At 63.2% G+C, this 15478-nt stretch carries 11 protein-coding genes; 8 read left to right on the plus strand and 3 right to left on the minus strand.

Annotation, left to right across the window (positions count from 1 at the left end; genetic code table 11):
* Nucleotides 1-23: 23 nt before the first annotated feature.
* A complete protein-coding gene (locus YUU_RS0113290) occupies nt 24-908 on the minus strand; it encodes a metallophosphoesterase (protein WP_027522808.1) in 885 nt (294 codons plus the stop codon).
* A 118-nt stretch (nt 909-1026) separates the two neighbouring features.
* On the opposite strand from YUU_RS0113290, the gene YUU_RS0113295 reads away from it, so the two are divergent.
* From YUU_RS0113295 to YUU_RS0113325, 7 genes are all read left to right on the plus strand, one after another.
* Nucleotides 1027-1518 (plus strand): NUDIX domain-containing protein, encoded by a 492-nt coding sequence (locus YUU_RS0113295; protein WP_027522809.1) that lies wholly within the window; start codon nt 1027-1029, stop codon nt 1516-1518.
* 251 nt (nt 1519-1769) lie between these two features.
* On the plus strand, nt 1770-2921 hold the full coding sequence (locus YUU_RS0113300) for a hypothetical protein (RefSeq protein WP_027522810.1): 1152 nt from the start codon (nt 1770-1772) through the stop codon (nt 2919-2921).
* Nucleotides 2918-3907: a glycosyltransferase family 2 protein gene (locus YUU_RS50835; protein ID WP_051389726.1), complete on the plus strand. Its 990-nt coding sequence runs from the start codon at nt 2918-2920 to the stop codon at nt 3905-3907. Before YUU_RS0113300 ends, YUU_RS50835 begins: the two co-directional genes overlap by 4 nt.
* Entirely contained in the window at nt 3904-4461 is a 558-nt protein-coding gene (locus YUU_RS50840; protein WP_051389727.1) for a GNAT family N-acetyltransferase, read from the plus strand. The genes YUU_RS50835 and YUU_RS50840 overlap by 4 nt, the downstream gene beginning before the upstream one ends.
* A gap of 82 nt (nt 4462-4543) precedes the next feature.
* Nucleotides 4544-5314: an IclR family transcriptional regulator gene (locus YUU_RS0113315; protein ID WP_027522811.1), complete on the plus strand. Its 771-nt coding sequence runs from the start codon at nt 4544-4546 to the stop codon at nt 5312-5314.
* Between the two features lie 271 nt (nt 5315-5585).
* Entirely contained in the window at nt 5586-6905 is a 1320-nt protein-coding gene (locus tag YUU_RS50845) for an MFS transporter (protein WP_035662227.1), read from the plus strand.
* Nucleotides 6906-6914: 9 nt separating this feature from the next.
* Nucleotides 6915-8534 carry an amidohydrolase family protein gene (locus tag YUU_RS0113325; RefSeq protein WP_027522812.1) on the plus strand — a complete coding sequence of 540 codons (1620 nt, stop codon included), beginning with the start codon at nt 6915-6917 and terminating at the stop codon, nt 8532-8534.
* 201 nt (nt 8535-8735) lie between these two features.
* Here YUU_RS0113325 and YUU_RS0113330 read toward each other — a convergent pair whose 3' ends face one another.
* Nucleotides 8736-9701 carry an AraC family transcriptional regulator gene (locus YUU_RS0113330; RefSeq protein ID WP_027522813.1) on the minus strand — a complete coding sequence of 322 codons (966 nt, stop codon included), beginning with the start codon at nt 9699-9701 and terminating at the stop codon, nt 8736-8738.
* A gap of 449 nt (nt 9702-10150) precedes the next feature.
* Here YUU_RS0113330 and YUU_RS0113335 point away from each other — a divergent pair, with 449 nt between their 5' ends.
* Nucleotides 10151-13153, plus strand: coding sequence for a hypothetical protein (locus YUU_RS0113335; protein ID WP_156944271.1), 3003 nt, complete (start codon nt 10151-10153; stop codon nt 13151-13153).
* 92 nt (nt 13154-13245) lie between these two features.
* On the opposite strand, the gene YUU_RS0113340 is transcribed toward YUU_RS0113335, so the two are convergent.
* Nucleotides 13246-15336 (minus strand): TonB-dependent receptor, encoded by a 2091-nt coding sequence (locus tag YUU_RS0113340; protein ID WP_245288008.1) that lies wholly within the window; start codon nt 15334-15336, stop codon nt 13246-13248.
* Nucleotides 15337-15478 lie beyond the last annotated feature (142 nt).

The following is a 15478-nucleotide window of genomic DNA, read 5'->3' on the forward strand; positions in this document are numbered from 1 at the left end:
CTGCGCTCGCAATGACGGCGAAACTAAACCAGCCGCACGTGCTTGATCTGCCGAACCTGCAACCCATGATCCAGACTATGTACGGCCTGCTCGCAGCGCCAGCCGGCATTGTCCTTTTCGATCGCGAACAGATTATACGCCGCCGCCGGGTAGCGCCCATGCGCCAGCGCCGAGGCCGAGGGAACGCCGACCGCGGGCACGTTGCCGTTGGGCCCTTCGAACCACATCGTCGAATGCACGTGGTCGTGGCCGTGCAGGATCAGCTCGACGCCGTGCTGCCTGATCAGCGCGAGCAACGCATCCGAATCGGTCAGCCGCTTGTGGCGCGACTTCGACCTGAGTGGATGATGGACCAGGAGGATGCGAAACACGTCTTCGCTCGAAAGCCGCGCCAGCACCTCTGCGAGCGCTGCGAGCTGGTCGCGGCCGAGCGTGCCCGTCGCCATCAACGGCGCCGTCGGCACCGCCGTCGACAGGCTGATCAGCGCCGCCGGTCCGCGCCGGCGCACGGCGGGAAAGAAGCTCGCCGCAGGCTCGTCGCCGGCAATGTAATCCAGGAAGGTTTCGCCAAAGCGCTGGCGTGTCGCACTGACATAGGCGTCGTGATTGCCGGGGATCGCGGTGACGCGATCCGGCGGACCGACGCCTTCGAGCCAGGCCAGCGCTGGCGCGAACTCCGCCTCCAGCGCCAGGTTGACGAGGTCTCCCGTCACCGCGATGTGGTCGGGGCCTTGCGCCTTCATGTCCGCGACCAGTGCGTCGAGCACCTCGCGGCGCTGGTATTTGTGGCGGTTGCGCGCCCAGTTGACGTAGCCGAGGGCACGCTTGCCTGCGAGCTCGATCAGCCGGGGCCTTGGCAGCGGCGCCAGATGCGGATCGGACAGATGCGCGAGTATGAACGGTGCCATCAGATGCGCGATTGCCTCGCTATTCCCGTGCTGTAATGGCAAGGTCTGTCTTGCGACGCAAGGAAAGCTTCAAGGAAAGCTTCAAGGAAAGCTTGCAAGGAGTTTTGGAAGGAGCCTGATGGCAGGACGTCTGGACAAGATGCGACGGAAATACGAGTACCTGCTGCGGCGTGTCTTTCACTCCTACTTCCTGCTCGCCCGCGGCATGACGCTCGGCGTCCGCGCCGTGGTGCTGGACCGGGACAATCGCGTGTTCCTGGTCAGGCACAGCTATGTCAACGGCTGGTATCTGCCGGGCGGCGGTGTCGATCTCGGCGAAACCATGGAAGCTGCGATGCGGCGCGAATTGAAGGAGGAGGGCGACATCGACCTCACCGGGGGTGCGGCGCTGCACGGCATCTTCCTCAACAGCCACGTCTCGCGCCGCGACCATGTCGCGGTCTATGTGGTCAGGGAGTTCAGCCAGGAGCGCCTGCCGGAGCCCAACCGCGAGATCATCGAATGCGGGTTCTTCGCAAGCTCAGCCCTCCCCGAGGGCACCACGCCCGGCACGCGGCTGCGGATAGCGGAGGTGCTGGAGGGCCGCCCGCCGATTGCGACGTGGCGATGAGGCGCGGCTATGCTAAAGCAAGGATGAGTCTGGGTTGAATGGATGGGGCCCCGGGCTCGCTCAACCTCTTCCGCTTGCGGGGGAGGTCGGCGCGAAGCGCGGGTGGGGGCTCTCTCCAAATTGGGAGTATCGATTGCGGACACACCCCACCTTCCCACGCAAGCGGGAGAGGGGCGCACCTGCTTCGTGGCTCGCAATCAGACCCGATATTTTGGCAGGGCGCCGCGTCCCCAGCGCGCCAGGGACAACGGATGAAGAGCCTCAAAATTACCTTCGGCCTGATCTGCCTTGCGATCCTCGCCAGCAACATCGTGACGATGTCGCGCTGGAACGAGGCGCGCGGCGTCCATGACGACATCTGCTATCTGCGTCAGGCACATCTGTTCCAGCGCTTCGGGCTCGGTGGCATCGACACCGATATTTCACGGAATGACGACCACTTTCTGGAAGGCAAGTTGAAGGAGATCGAGTTCCCCGACTGGAATACGCAGAGAATGGCGCCGTGCCATACCTCGCAGCCCGACAACAAGTTCGTGCTGCAATATCCGCCGGGCACCGGCTTTCTGCTGGCGCTGTTTCCGGAAGGACATCAGGTGGCGCCGCTCTACGTTTTTGCAAACCTGATCGTGTGCGTCCTCGCGCTGCTCGGCATCCTCGCGGCGCGCACCCTGCCGTTGACCGTGGGAGCAGGTAGCTTGGGCGCGCTCGCAAACTACCTCATGATTAATCCGGCGAAGGCCAGCTACTCGATCGCACCGACCATGGCGCTCTGCGCCATCGCTGGATTGCTGACCGCGCTGTGGCTGGTCAAGGCGAAGCGCAATCTGTGGCTGGTGATGTCGATCGGGCTCCTGCTCGGTCTGTCCGTGAATTTCAGATTGTCCAATCTGTTTCTGGTCTCCGGCTATGTCCTGTATCTCGGCATCTCCTATCTTCGGACGCGCAAGCTTGCGGAGTTCGTGCAAAGTTCGGGCTTCGGTGTTGCCTTCGTCATCGGCATGGCGCCGACGCTGATCGCGAATGCGATCAATGCCGGTAGTCCTTTCACCACGACCTATGGCGGCGCCGACGTGTCCGCACCCGAATTCAATGTGAGCGTGCTCGGCCAATACCTCGGGGACCCGCAGCTCGGGCTGACCGCGCTCGCGATCGGCTCGACCGCCTGGCAGCTCCGGATGGGCGAGGGCGGCGTGCGCCAAGTCGCTCTCATTGCCGCCGGCAATCTGCTGGTCAATCTCGTCTTCTTCCTAAGCCACCCGGTCTTCACGCCCTATTACGTCGTGCCGATCGCGATGCTGACGCTGTGGAGCCTGTCCTTTGCCGAGCTGATGCAGCCGGTGGAAGCCTCTCAAGAGGCGCCGCTATGTGAAAGGGCGGCAAGCGTTGGAGCGCTGTCGCCATGACATCGACAGCGCTTCGCATCGCCGTGCTGGTGCCCTGCTACAACGAGGAGGCGGCGGTCGCGACCGTCGTCGCCGATTTCCGCAAGGTGCTGCCCTCGGCCGAGATCTATGTCTACGACAACAACTCGCGCGACCGCACCGCAAGCGTCGCGCGCGAGGCCGGCGCGATCGTGCGCAGCGAGCGGCGGCAGGGCAAGGGCCACGTGGTACGCCGGATGTTCGCCGACATCGAGGCCGACGTCTATGTGCTGGTCGATGGCGATGCGACCTATGATGCGCCGAGCGCATCCCGCATGATCGACAAGCTCCTCGACGAACATCTCGACATGGTCGTCGGCCTTCGCGTCGATCAGACACAGGCCGCCTACCGGCTCGGCCACCGCACCGGCAACCGCATGCTGACGGGCTTCCTGTCGTCGAGCTTCGGCCAGGCCTTCAAGGACATCCTGTCCGGCTACCGCGTGTTCTCGCGCCGGTTCGTCAAGTCCTTCCCCGTGCTCTCCGACGGTTTCGAGATCGAGACCGAGCTCGCGGTCTACGCGCTCGAGCTGTCGCTGCCGGTCGCCGAGGTCGAGACGCCCTATTACGCGCGCCCCGAGGGCTCGTTCTCCAAGCTCAACACCTGGCGCGACGGTTTTCGCATCCTCGGCACCATGCTCAAGCTCTACCGCTCCGAGCGGCCGCTGCGCTTCTTCACGCTGATCGGAATTCTGCTGGCGCTGATGTCGATCGTCCTGGCGATCCCGATCGTGATCACCTTCATCGAGACCGGTCTCGTGCCGCGCTTCCCGACTGCCTTTCTGGCGATGGGCCTGATGATCATGGCACTGTTGTCGGTGTCGTCGGGGCTCGTGCTCGACACGGTCACGCGAGGACGGCGGGAAATGAAGATGCTCGCCTACCTGTCCCAGCCGGCGCTGAAAAGGAACGGAAGCCTTGCCGGTGGACCTTCGCACTCCCAGATGCTAACCCGCGAACTGACATGAACGATCTCTCAGTCACCATCCTTCCCGAGGCTGCCGGCGACGCCCAGGCGATCGAGCGCCTGCACGAGCGCACCTTCGGGCCCGGACGCTTCGTGCTCAGCGCCTACCGCATCCGCGAGCACGTCGATCACCTGCTCGAGCTCTCCTTTACCGCCCGCATCGGCACGCTGATGGTAGGCTCGGTGCGCCAACTGCCGATCACGATCGGCGATACCAAGGCGCTGCTGCTCGGTCCGCTCACCGTCGAGCCGCCGTTCCGCGGCCGCGGCGTCGGCCACTTACTTCTCGAGCGCGCGCTCAAGGACGCGAAGGCGCAAGGCCACGCCCTCGTGCTGCTCGTCGGCGATGAGCCCTATTACACCCGCGTTGGCTTCAAGCCGGTGCCCAAGGGCCGCATCACCATGCCGGGCCCGGTCGACGCCAGCCGTATCCTCGTCTTCGAACTCGTCGATGGCGCGTTCGAAGACGTGTCGGGCCCTGTCGGTCCCGACTGGAGCAAGGCGCGGGGGGAGGAGAGGGCGTGGGTTCATCCAACGCCGATTGATCGATCCTGAATGCGAAAGCCGGACACGCTATACCTTCGGCGCGGTTTGTGCCAAAACCGCGGGCACGAAGCTGACGAAGGACATGTGAAGTTTGGCCGCATCCAAGAAGGGCGCCGAGCCCGCGGAACGCCAGAACGGGATTGATCGGACCATCGATCTCCTGGAAGCGCTGCTGCATTTGCGCGCGCCCTCCAAGCTCAGCGACCTCGCGAAGCAGATGGGCGCGCCGCGGTCGACGGTCTATGCCATCGCCAACCGCCTGATCGAGGCGGACCTGCTGGAGAGCGTCGGCGAGGGCGGTCAGGTCTATTTCGGCAAGGCGGTGCATCTCTACGGCCGGGCCTATGCGGAGGCCAATCCCCTGCATCGCCGATGCCGCGAAGCCCTCGACCGGCTGGCGACCGAGCATAGCGCGACCGCGCAACTCTGCGCGCTACGTGGCCGCAAATACGTGGTGGTCGATACAAGGGACGGGTCGGGCCTGTTCCGGATCACTACGGATGTCGGCATCGAGGTGCCGCTGCCGTGGACTGCATCCGGCAGGTTGCTGCTGGATCACATGAGCCCTTCGGAGATTCGTGCGTTCGTTCCGAAAGAGGATTTTCGTCTTCCGGACGGACGCCTGCTCGACGTCGGTGATTTCATCAAGGACGTCGCGCGCGCGAGGCGCGAAGGCAGATGCGTGACGACGGCACTGTCCGATCGGTTTACGTCGTGTCTTGCCGCGCCCATCCGCGACAAGAAGGGGGTCGCGGTCGCGACGCTCTGCTTCGTCGTTCCCGCGGACTCGCTGAAGGAACGCAGGACCGCGCTGCTCGACGATCTCGTCGCCACCGCAACCGAACTCTCAGATCGCCGCTGAGCCGAGCCGACAGGCAGCGTACGCACGATGCATCCGCATCGTTTCGTGCGCTGTCCTCGCGCGGCTCTCGCCGCGTGCGCGACGCATTCAGGTGAGGCGGTCCGGAACGTCCAGGCTTGACATCACGGCTCGGGAATATCTAGCATGACGCTATAAGATACTATTGTCCACTATAAGAGACTATAACAATGGCCGGCGCGACGAGGTTTCTCTCGGTTCCGTATTTCGACGGGACGAAAGACATGGTCCCGCGGCTTGGAGAGGATTCGAAATGACGAACGCAGGCCGACAAGTACCCGGGCGACGCTGGCTGATCGGTTGTCTCCTCGGCGTCGGAATCCTCATCAACTACATCGACCGTGTCGGGCTCTCCGCCGCGACGCCCGAGCTCACCAGGGAGCTTGGCCTCACCGCCACCGACATCGGCCTGCTCGGTAGCGCGTTCTTCTGGACCTATTCGTTGCTGCAAGTCCCGGGCGGCATGGTGCTGGACCGCTTTGGCGTCACCGCGGTCGGCCGCGCCAGCAGCTTCCTCTGGGCGGTCGCCGCCACCATCACTGCGCTCGCCAGCGGACTTTGGGGTATCGCCGCCGCGCGTCTGTTGCTCGGAGTCGCGGAAGCGCCGGCATTTCCGGCAAGTCAGAAAGCGACCGGCCACTGGTTTCCGCTCGACGAACGCGCGCGTTCGACCGCGATCTTCGATTCTGCCGCCAAATTCTCCAACGTGATCGGCGTGCCGCTGGTTGCCTATGTGATCTTTCTCTACGGCTGGCGCTGGGGTTTTGGCGTCACGGCGCTGCTGAGCCTTGCGTATTTCATCGCCTACTACGTCATCTATCGAAATCCGAGCGAGGATCCGAAGCTGTCCAAGGCGGAGCATGACTACATCGTCGCCGGCGGCGGCACGCCGGAGGGCCCGGCGACGGCGGGGCAGAGTCGCATGCTCGGCTACCTCTTGCGCAACCGCAAGGTCTGGGGGCTGACCATCGGGTTCTCAGCCTATGGCTATACCTTCTATCTCTTCCTCACCTGGCTTCCGGGCTATCTCGCCCAGACCATGCATATGAATCTGATGTCGGCCGCGGGCTATTCGACGATCCCCTGGATTTTCGCGACGTTGTCGGACCTCCTGATCGGCGGGTTCCTGGTGGATCATTTGATCGCGCGTGGCTACGACAGCACGAGGGTGCGCCAGTCGGTGATCATCGTCGGAATGCTGATGGGGCTCGCCGTGATCGGCGCCGCGTTCACCGTGAAGCCAGGCTGGGCGCTGCTGTGGCTGTCGATCGCGATCTCGGGGCTGTCAGCCGCGGCGCCCGTCGGGTCCTCGATCGTGTCGCTGATCGCGCCCAAGGGCGGCGCGGGAACGGTCGGCGGCATTCTGAATTTCACCAACAACATGATGGGCGTTCTGGCGCCGATCGTGACCGGAATCGTGGTCGACTGGACTCAATCCTTTGCCGGTGCCTTCATGATCGCCGGCGTCGTGCTGCTGATCGGTATCTTCTTCTATGTCGTGGTGCTCGGCCGGATCGAATCGATTCCCGATTTCGCCGAGGAAATGCCGCGAGACGCCGTGGCCGTCCACTGAGGAGGGAGCATGCCCCAAAGTCCGAACCAAGGTAGGGATACCCTCATCCGCAATGCTCGCCTGATCGACGGCACCGGTGCGCCGTGGTTCGAGGCCGACCTGCGCATCAGCGGCAGCCGCATCGCGGCGATCGGCGCCTCCTTGCCCGCGGACGGGGCCGAAATCATCGACGCGCGCGGATACTACCTCGCGCCGGGCTTCATCGACGCTCACTGCCATGACGATCTGATCTGCCTGCGCGAGCCTGATAGGCCCGAGAAGGCGCTGCAAGGCGTGACCACGCTCGTGGTCGGCAATTGCTGCTTTTCGCTCTACCCGGCGACCGCAAACTCCGCCGAGATGCTGCGCCAGCACTTCTCGGGCCTCGCGGGTGAAACCCGCGCGAACGAAGTCTTCGACAGTTTCGACGGCTACCGGCTGGCCCTGGAAGGGCCGGGCGTGGCGCTCAACCTCATCTCCTTGGTCGGGCATGCCGCGATCCGGCTCGCGGTTCTCGGTTACGAACGCCGCGCGGCGACGGACCGGGAGGTCGCGGCCATGCAGGCACTGCTCGCAGAGCAGCTCAGCCAGGGCGCAGCCGGCCTGTCGCTCGGCCTCGTCTATCCGCCGAGCGCCTATGCCGACACCAATGAACTGTGCGCACTGGCAGCGACCGTGCGCGCTCACGGCAAGCTGCTCACGGCGCATGTCCGCAGCTACGAAGCGGGCCTGCTGAGCTCCATCGACGAGTTCATCGCGATCCTGCGCGCCTCCGGCGCGGCGGGTCTGCTGTCGCATCTTCAGTCGGCAGGAAAGCCGAACTGGGGCGCTATCCCTAAGGCGCTCGACCGGCTCGAGGCCGCACGAGCGGAGGGGATCGATATCTCCTTCGACATGTATCCGTATCCTGCCGGCAGCTCCTACATGCTGCAATTGCTACCGCCGGCCGCGCTCGAAGGCGGCATCGACGCGCTGCGCGCGCGGTTGCGCGATCCGGGCAAGCGCGAGGCGCTTCGCGTGTTGGTGGAGGAAGGCGATCCCGATCCGCATGCCGCGCAGTCCAAGATCGTGCTGATCGGCTGGCATAATGTGCGCATTTCCGGCACCGGCAATCCCGCGCTGAAGCCGCTCGAGGGCAAGTCGATGGTCGACGCCGCGCGCGAGCTCGGCATCTCGCCGTTCGATCTCATGGTTCGGTGTATCGAGGAAGACCAGGGTCAGACCGGCATCATCATGTTCCAGCTCGATGAGGCTGACCTGCGTGCGGCCTTCACCCATCGCCTGCACATGGTCGGCTCCGACGGCATTCCGCGCCCGGGCACCAAGCCGCATCCGCGCGCCTATGGCAGTTTCCCGCGCGTCGCCGGCCGGCTGACGCGTGAGCAAGGCTGGCTGACTTTGGAAGATGCCGTACGGCGAATGACCGCGATGCCCGCCCAGCGCTTCGGCCTGTCCGACCGCGGTATCCTGCGACCGGGCATGATCGCGGATATGACTCTGTTCGACGATACCATCATGGACAAGGCGACGTTCGAGGCGCCGACGGAAATGCCCGCGGGCATCCGTTCGGTATTCGTCGCAGGCGAGGCCGTGGTCGCCGACGGACGCAGTACCTTCGCGCGTCCGGGCCGGGCCCTGATCACCGGATGACGGCGCCGCCGCCAATGGCTCGTCTCTCCGACGTCCCGAATCCGAACTTCGCCACCTGTTGTCGCGGAGTTTTTTGATCGATGACGTCCGATCTTTTTAAGCAGAGCCGATCAGCGTTCCGGTTACGCGCGCCAAGCGTCAGGAGTTCATGCGCGAACGGTACTAATTGATCGCGCAGACACCTGAAACGGCGCGCTTCCTTCAAGCACGGCGCATGTCGGACGGTGTGGCATCGAACCGCCGTCGGAACACGCGGTTGAAATAGGAGATGTCCACGAATCCTGCCGAATGCGCGAGATCGCTGACCTTGCGCCGTCCGTTGCGGGGATCGAGCAGCAGCCTGCGAGCGAGCAGCAGGCGTTGTTCAAGGAGGAATTCGGTGAACGTGGTCCCCGCCTGTTCGAACATCCGCTGTGCATGGCGCGGACTGACGCCCGCCTTCTGAGCGATCGAGTGGATCGTCAGATCACCCCGGCTCAAATTGGCGATGGCGTCGGCGCGCATGAGGTCGAGCCGTGCGGCGGAATGACCTCTGTTGTTCGCCAGTTCTGTGCGGTCGGCGTCCGTTCTCAGCAACAGCCCGATGAGGTCGACCATGTGTTGGGCTATCAGGTGCTGGCCGATCGCGTCTGTTTGCGGGCCAACCTCGGTGGCGAGTGCGTGGTAGCGTATGATGGCTTCTCTTATGGGATCTTGATCGCCAAGAACCCGCGCCATCCGGTCCTCCGCCTTGGGGCAGATCGTGAGGAGCAGGGATCGCGGGATGCGAATGCTCTTGCTCTCGCCTTCGTTGCTGACGTGCGCGCCACAGAGCACGCTCATGTCCCCGAGACACATTTGCGATTCCGACAGTTCGATCGATTGTCCCTCGTGCCATATGCGCACCCGACCGGACGTGGCGATGAGGAGGCACATGTCGTCGTAGCCGTCGTTTATGAGTTCGCGCGTGCGCGAGAAGCGCGCCGACGATCCGCCGGGAGCTGCCAGCGCGAGACCGCCCACCAGGCTGACTTGCAATGTGCACTCGATGTTGCCGCTGTTGCCCGGGTGAACGTCGACGCGGAGAGTGGACCGGCAGAATTCCTCGCGCCATCGTTCGTAATCGCGTCCATGCGGCGGGCCCGAGTAGCCAGTGACAAAGACATTCGGCACGCCCGCTTTATCCATCACGACTCCTTCGACGGCCAACCGTATCCCGAGGTTTCCTGAGCGAAAGGGCGGGCCAGCGGATATCGCATCAATCTACACGATTGGCGCCGGAGTCCTATCGTGGCGAAACCGGTATCTCCTGCGCTTTGATCGCGCCGCTACGTTCCGAAGGGCGCTGGGAGCGAAGCGAATGGCGCTCTATTCCAAGACAGCGAACCCTGCTCGGTAGCCTCTCACGAGGGTTCGGTGTGCCATTTCCTGTTGTGCAACTTTCCGTTGTGGATGCCCATTGCCCCGGGCGCGGCGCTTCTGCTCCGCCTTCCACGTTGGTGCTGGCTATTGCCGCAAGACCACACGCCACCGACGTAACCCCGCTTCGGCAGTCGCGACTGGTGAGCCAGTTCACACGGAAACGCCCGTACAGGTAGTATTCTTCAAACGGGGTGGCCAGTGGAGCGGAGGGAGAGATGCCCAGGAAGGCCAGCCGATCAAGAAAATTGAGCGGGATCGTCGAGCGCGCGCATCCGGATAGCCAGCCGAGATCGGGCGATGAGCAGTTTTCCGCAGACTATACGGTGACCAGCACAACCGACGGCGGCGGACGCGTGCTGACCGATGTCGAGGTGATTCTGGTCTTCTGGGGCAGCTTCTGGACCACGACGCCTGCTCCGTCTCCTTCCAGCGACGAGTACAAGCAAGCGATTATCGGCATCCTCACGGGCCCCTACATGGGCGGCCTGCGCCAGTATCGCGGCGTCGCGCAGGGCACGCTGATCTTCACCGATCTCAACGACAGCACGAGTCCGGTGGATCAATATACCGATGATGACGTGAAGACGATGCTCAAGGACCGGCTCGACCACACCAGCATGCCGCCCCCGGCATCAGGCCACAACCGCTTCTACGCCGTGATCGTGCCGCCGGGCATCAGGAACAAGCTCACGACCACCAACAACTTCGTGGGGCAGCATCAGAGTTTCACCTACAAGGGCGTCACAGGATACTATGCCTGGGTGGACAATACGGGTTCGCTGACGGGGCATAATTGCGTCACCAAGGTCTTTTCCCACGAGCTGATCGAGGCGTGCACGAACCCCGACGTCGATACCTCGAACAACAGCATCCTGGTCAACGGCACCAATCCCGACGGTTCGACGGTCACGAACGACGAGATCGGCGACACCTGCAACAACCAGTTCGCGACGATCGACGTCAACGGCGTCAGTTGCTCCGTCCAGGCTTACTGGAGCAAGGCGGACAACGCCTGCATCCTTCCAACCGGGACTTTGACCTTCCTGGTGGACAAGGACACTTTCGGCAAGGATGAGGTGCAGGATGTCATCAACACCAGCGGCGGGACGTTCGAGCAGGCGTTCTGGCTCGTCGTCGACGGATTCAGCAAGAACACGTTCAGCTCTCTCAACGTCACGGTCCCGCTGCCGACAGGAGCGTTCGCCAACCTCAGCGGGATCTCGATTACTCAAAATCCAAACATCGATTTTGAGAACGGTGCAGACCCCGGCGCGCAGCAGAGGATACGAGTCCCGTTCGACATCACGTTCTCGAACGCGGCCCTCACGCATTTCCCGGCGTCCGGCAGTCAGACCTTAGAGCTCGATGCCTTCCTTGCGACTGACGGCAACCAGGTGCCGGGCACGAACGCTTCGACCCTGTTTGAACTGGTGGCGGGTGCAGACCCCTATTTCACCAATGTCGATCCGACCCAGAACAATGTCTTCTATCTGAGCCAGGACCTCAGGGTCTTCACTGCGACGCCCGGCCTGTCCCAGCATCCGGTTGCCGGTGCGCCGGCCTTTGCAAGTGACAGCGTCAACGGCGCATTCACCTATATCCAGGACCTGCTCACGTTCCTGAACAACAATTTCAGCGATCCGGCCGGGGCCGATCCCTTCAACTCGATTCTTCCGAGCCAGGGGGCGGCATTGCAGGCCGACTCTTCCGTGACTCCATTCACCATCCAGCTCACGCCCACGTTCCCGCCGACGTTCAATATCTTCAACAACTACAACTTCGCGGTGGCGAGAGTCCGCATGCGCGGCACCGCGGGCCCGGCAGGCGAAGCCAAGAATGCCCGCGTGTTTTTCAGGCTGTTCGTGACGCAGAGCCCCGATACGGACTATCAAACGAGTACGACCTACCCCTTCAATCCGGATGCGGCGGGCTTGCCCGGTTCGCCCCAGGTCGGCGCCGGTCACGTCACGCTACCGTTCTTCGCGACCGGAAATCTCGCCGGTAACACCGATTACGACAATGGTGGCGTCAACAACCGCGATATCGAGATCGCGAGCGGGAATGACAGCATCTGGGTCTACTACGGGTGCTTCCTGAACCTTTATGATTCCGCCAACGTGATCGACGGCAAGCAGGCTCTGGCGTGGCTTGCCGGAACTCACCACTGTCTGGTGGCCCAGATCGCGTTCGACGATGCTCCGATCTTCATCGGGGCACGTCCCGAAGCGTCGGACAAGCTGGCGCAGCGCAATCTCCAGGTGACGGTCTCGGACAATCCGGGGCCGGCCTCGACGCACCGGATCCCGCAAACGTTCGATATCCGGCCGAGCACCATGGTCAGCCGAAAGACGCTCGTCGACGAGCTGATGATCGACTGGGGCAAAATTCCACACGGGAGCGTCGCCTCGATCTATTGGCCGCAGGTTCAGGCCTCCGACGTGCTTGCGCTCGCATCGCAGCTTTATCCTGCACATTCCCTGACGGCAGGAGACACGAATACGATCCAGTGCAAGATCACGGGCGGCGTCACCTATGTGCCGATCCCGATGACTGCGGGCGAAAACTTCGCAGGTCTCCTTACGGTGGACCTTCCCACAACCGTCGTCACCGGTGAGGAATTCAATGTGATCGTCAGGCGCGTGGGACGGCAAGTCTCGAAACGCGACGTTTCGATCCAGAGGCCAGTTCTCGAGAGGAATGCCAATCCGGACGTCGCTGTTCCGCGCCAACCATTTTCCTGGCGATATGTCATTGGAACGTTTCAGATCAAGATTCCAGTCTCGACGTCTGCCGTGATGCTGCGTCCCGAGGAAGACACGTTGGCGATCATGAAATGGCGATTGCAGCAGACTGCGCCGTCAAATCGGTGGTTTGCCGTGCTGCAGCGGTATGTCGCATTCCTGGCGGACCGCGTCGCCGGGCTTGGGGGCGATCCCAATGCCATTCCACCGTCACCCAATGGTGCGCCGGTTGAAGTGCCAAGCCCCTGCCTCGACGTCGTCGAGTACACAGGGAAGGTTGCCGAGATCATCTTCGACTGCTTCGGCGAGCTCGAGGGCTTTGTGCTCGCCGACTGCTGCACGACGCATGCCTTCAAGACGTGCGAGCGGCAAGTGGGAGAGCTGCTCCTGAGGGCATGCAGGGACCGGTTGCTTCTATCCGTTTTCGCTCTGAAGCATGACCGTTCGAAGGTTCATCGCATGGTCATTCGGGGTTGAACGATGCGGCAGGCGGACGGTGCTCGTGGGCATGCCACGAAGCGTCCGCAAGCGTCGGGGCCGGCCGGCCCCGACGGGAGCAGGAAGCGCGCCTAGAACCGCTGCGAGACGCCGACATAGAAGCCGCGTCGCGGCCCGTATTGCGGCGCGAACACGCCGATGCCGGTGCCGTCTCGGATCTGGTAGATCGTGTCGAACAGGTTCACCACGTCGAAGCGCACCGTCGTCGGCTTTTTCGGCGCCACGATGTTGAAGTCGTGCGACAGGCCGAGGTTCACCTGCGTGTAGGCGGGCAGGTGATCGGTGTTGGCAAAGCCCGCGCGCAGGCCGCTGCCATAGATCATCGACACGCTGTAGCGCGTGCCGTCCCACAGATAGGACGCGCCCGCCGAGGCCGTCAGCGTCTGCGCGTGGTCGGTGTAGACATAGTGGGTCGCGATGTAGTTGAGCTCGTCCTGGCCGAACAGGTACTGGTTCGAGACGATGTTGGTCGCGATCTGCCTGGCCCAGGCGAGATTGGCATAAGCGTTGAAATTGCCATTGTGATAGGTCGACTTGACCTCGAGGCCGATGTTCTCGCCGCGATCATAGTTGAAGCCGTTCAGCACATAGGCCGCGCCGAACTGGCCGTCGTCGAGCAGATTGCGCGCGATCTTGTAGTAGCCGTCGACCCCGACCTCGAGGCCCGGGATCGGATAGATCTTCTGCACCACGCCGACGTCGAACACGTGTGACCGCTCCGGCAATACCGGACTGCTGACCGGAACCTCCGGCGTCAGCGTGTTCGCTAGCACGTTGGGCGGCGTCACCAGCGCAAGATTGGTGGGCGAGGCGATCACCTGCGACGGCGGAGTGAAGTTGCGCGCATAGCCGGCATGGAACGTGGTGCCGTCGAACGGCTTCCAGGTCAGGCTGACGCGAGGGCTGAGCTGGTTGGCGTTCACATACTGGTACATCTGGTCGAAACGCAATCCGGCGTTCAGGGTCAGATTGTTGGTGATCCGCCACTCGTCCTGGAGATAGGTCCCGATCAACCAGCCGGTCTTGGCATTGGAATCGAAGATCGAGAACGGCGCATCGATCGTGCCTGCGGTGGGATCGGTCGGGTCGGCCAGCGGCAGCACGGTCGAGCCGTTGTTGACCAATGTCCGCTCCGCGCTGACGCTGAAGCCGAAGCGCAGCGTGTGGGCATAGCCGACGCGCCAGGCGGTGTCCTGCTGGATGCCGTTGACGAGGCTCTGCCGGTAGACGTCGGAGGACACGCCGTTGAAGACGAGATCGCCGATCGGGTCGGGGTAGAAGTGCAACTGGCTGTAACGGTTGAAATAGGCGATCTGGGTGTCCCATTCGCCGACGGACTTCTGGTAGGCAGCGACGTTGAACTGGTTGAACTCGTTCTGGTGCTCGTTGAGCTTCGACGAGTCGAAGTTGGACACGCCGAATGCCGTGAAGTTCGGCGTCTGTCCGGGATTGTTCGGGATCTGGAACGTCGCGTTCGACACGCCGCTCATGAAGGTCAGACGGCTGGTGGGATCGAGCACCGTCGACAGATAGAGGAATCCCTTCTCCTGATTGGTGCGGTCATGGATCGCGTTCACAGATGCCGTCGGATTCTCGATGCCGAGATTGTTCTGGAGGAAGCGGCCCGAGACGAAATACTGCGTCTGCCCGGCGGTCCCGCCATATTCGACGTTCGTCGAGATCGTGCCGTTGCTGCCGCCATAGACGCCGACGACGCCGGAATTGTTGAAGGCGTCCGCCTTGGTCTGGATGTCGAGCACACCGGCGGTGCGGAAGCCGTACTGCGCGGGCAATGCGCCGGTGAGGAGGCTCATGCTGCCGACAATCCCGGTATCGAGGATCTGCCCGAATGCGCCGACGCCGTCGGGGAGCATGACGCCGTTGATGCGGTACTGCAAATTGGCGTGCTCGTTGCGCACATGCAACTCGCCACTGGCGGCCGAATCCTGGGTCACTCCGGGGAATTGCAGCAGCACCTTGTCCAGCGTCGCATTGTTGCCCTGGGGCAGCGCCTCGATCGCCTGTCGGTTCATCGTGTGCGAGGTGGCGCCGATGGGGGCGACGACGTTGTCGCGGGTCTGGTCGAACTTCGCATTCTGGCCAGCCACGGTCTGCGCCTCGGTCGACGGCGGCGTTTCCGGCGCCTGGAGACGCTTTCGCACGGTGCGAACCTTCGGTGGACGCGACGGATGCACGCGTGGGGGGGCAGTGACCTCAACGCTGGGCAAGGTCGTGGCGGCGCTCGGCGCGGCGGTCTGCGCCATGGCGGTGCTGTTGAGATAGAAAAGCGTGAGCGTGGCTATG

Origin of the sequence: Bradyrhizobium sp. Ec3.3, assembly GCF_000472925.1 — a bacterium.
In the GTDB taxonomy this organism is placed as follows: Bacteria; Pseudomonadota; Alphaproteobacteria; order Rhizobiales; family Xanthobacteraceae; genus Bradyrhizobium.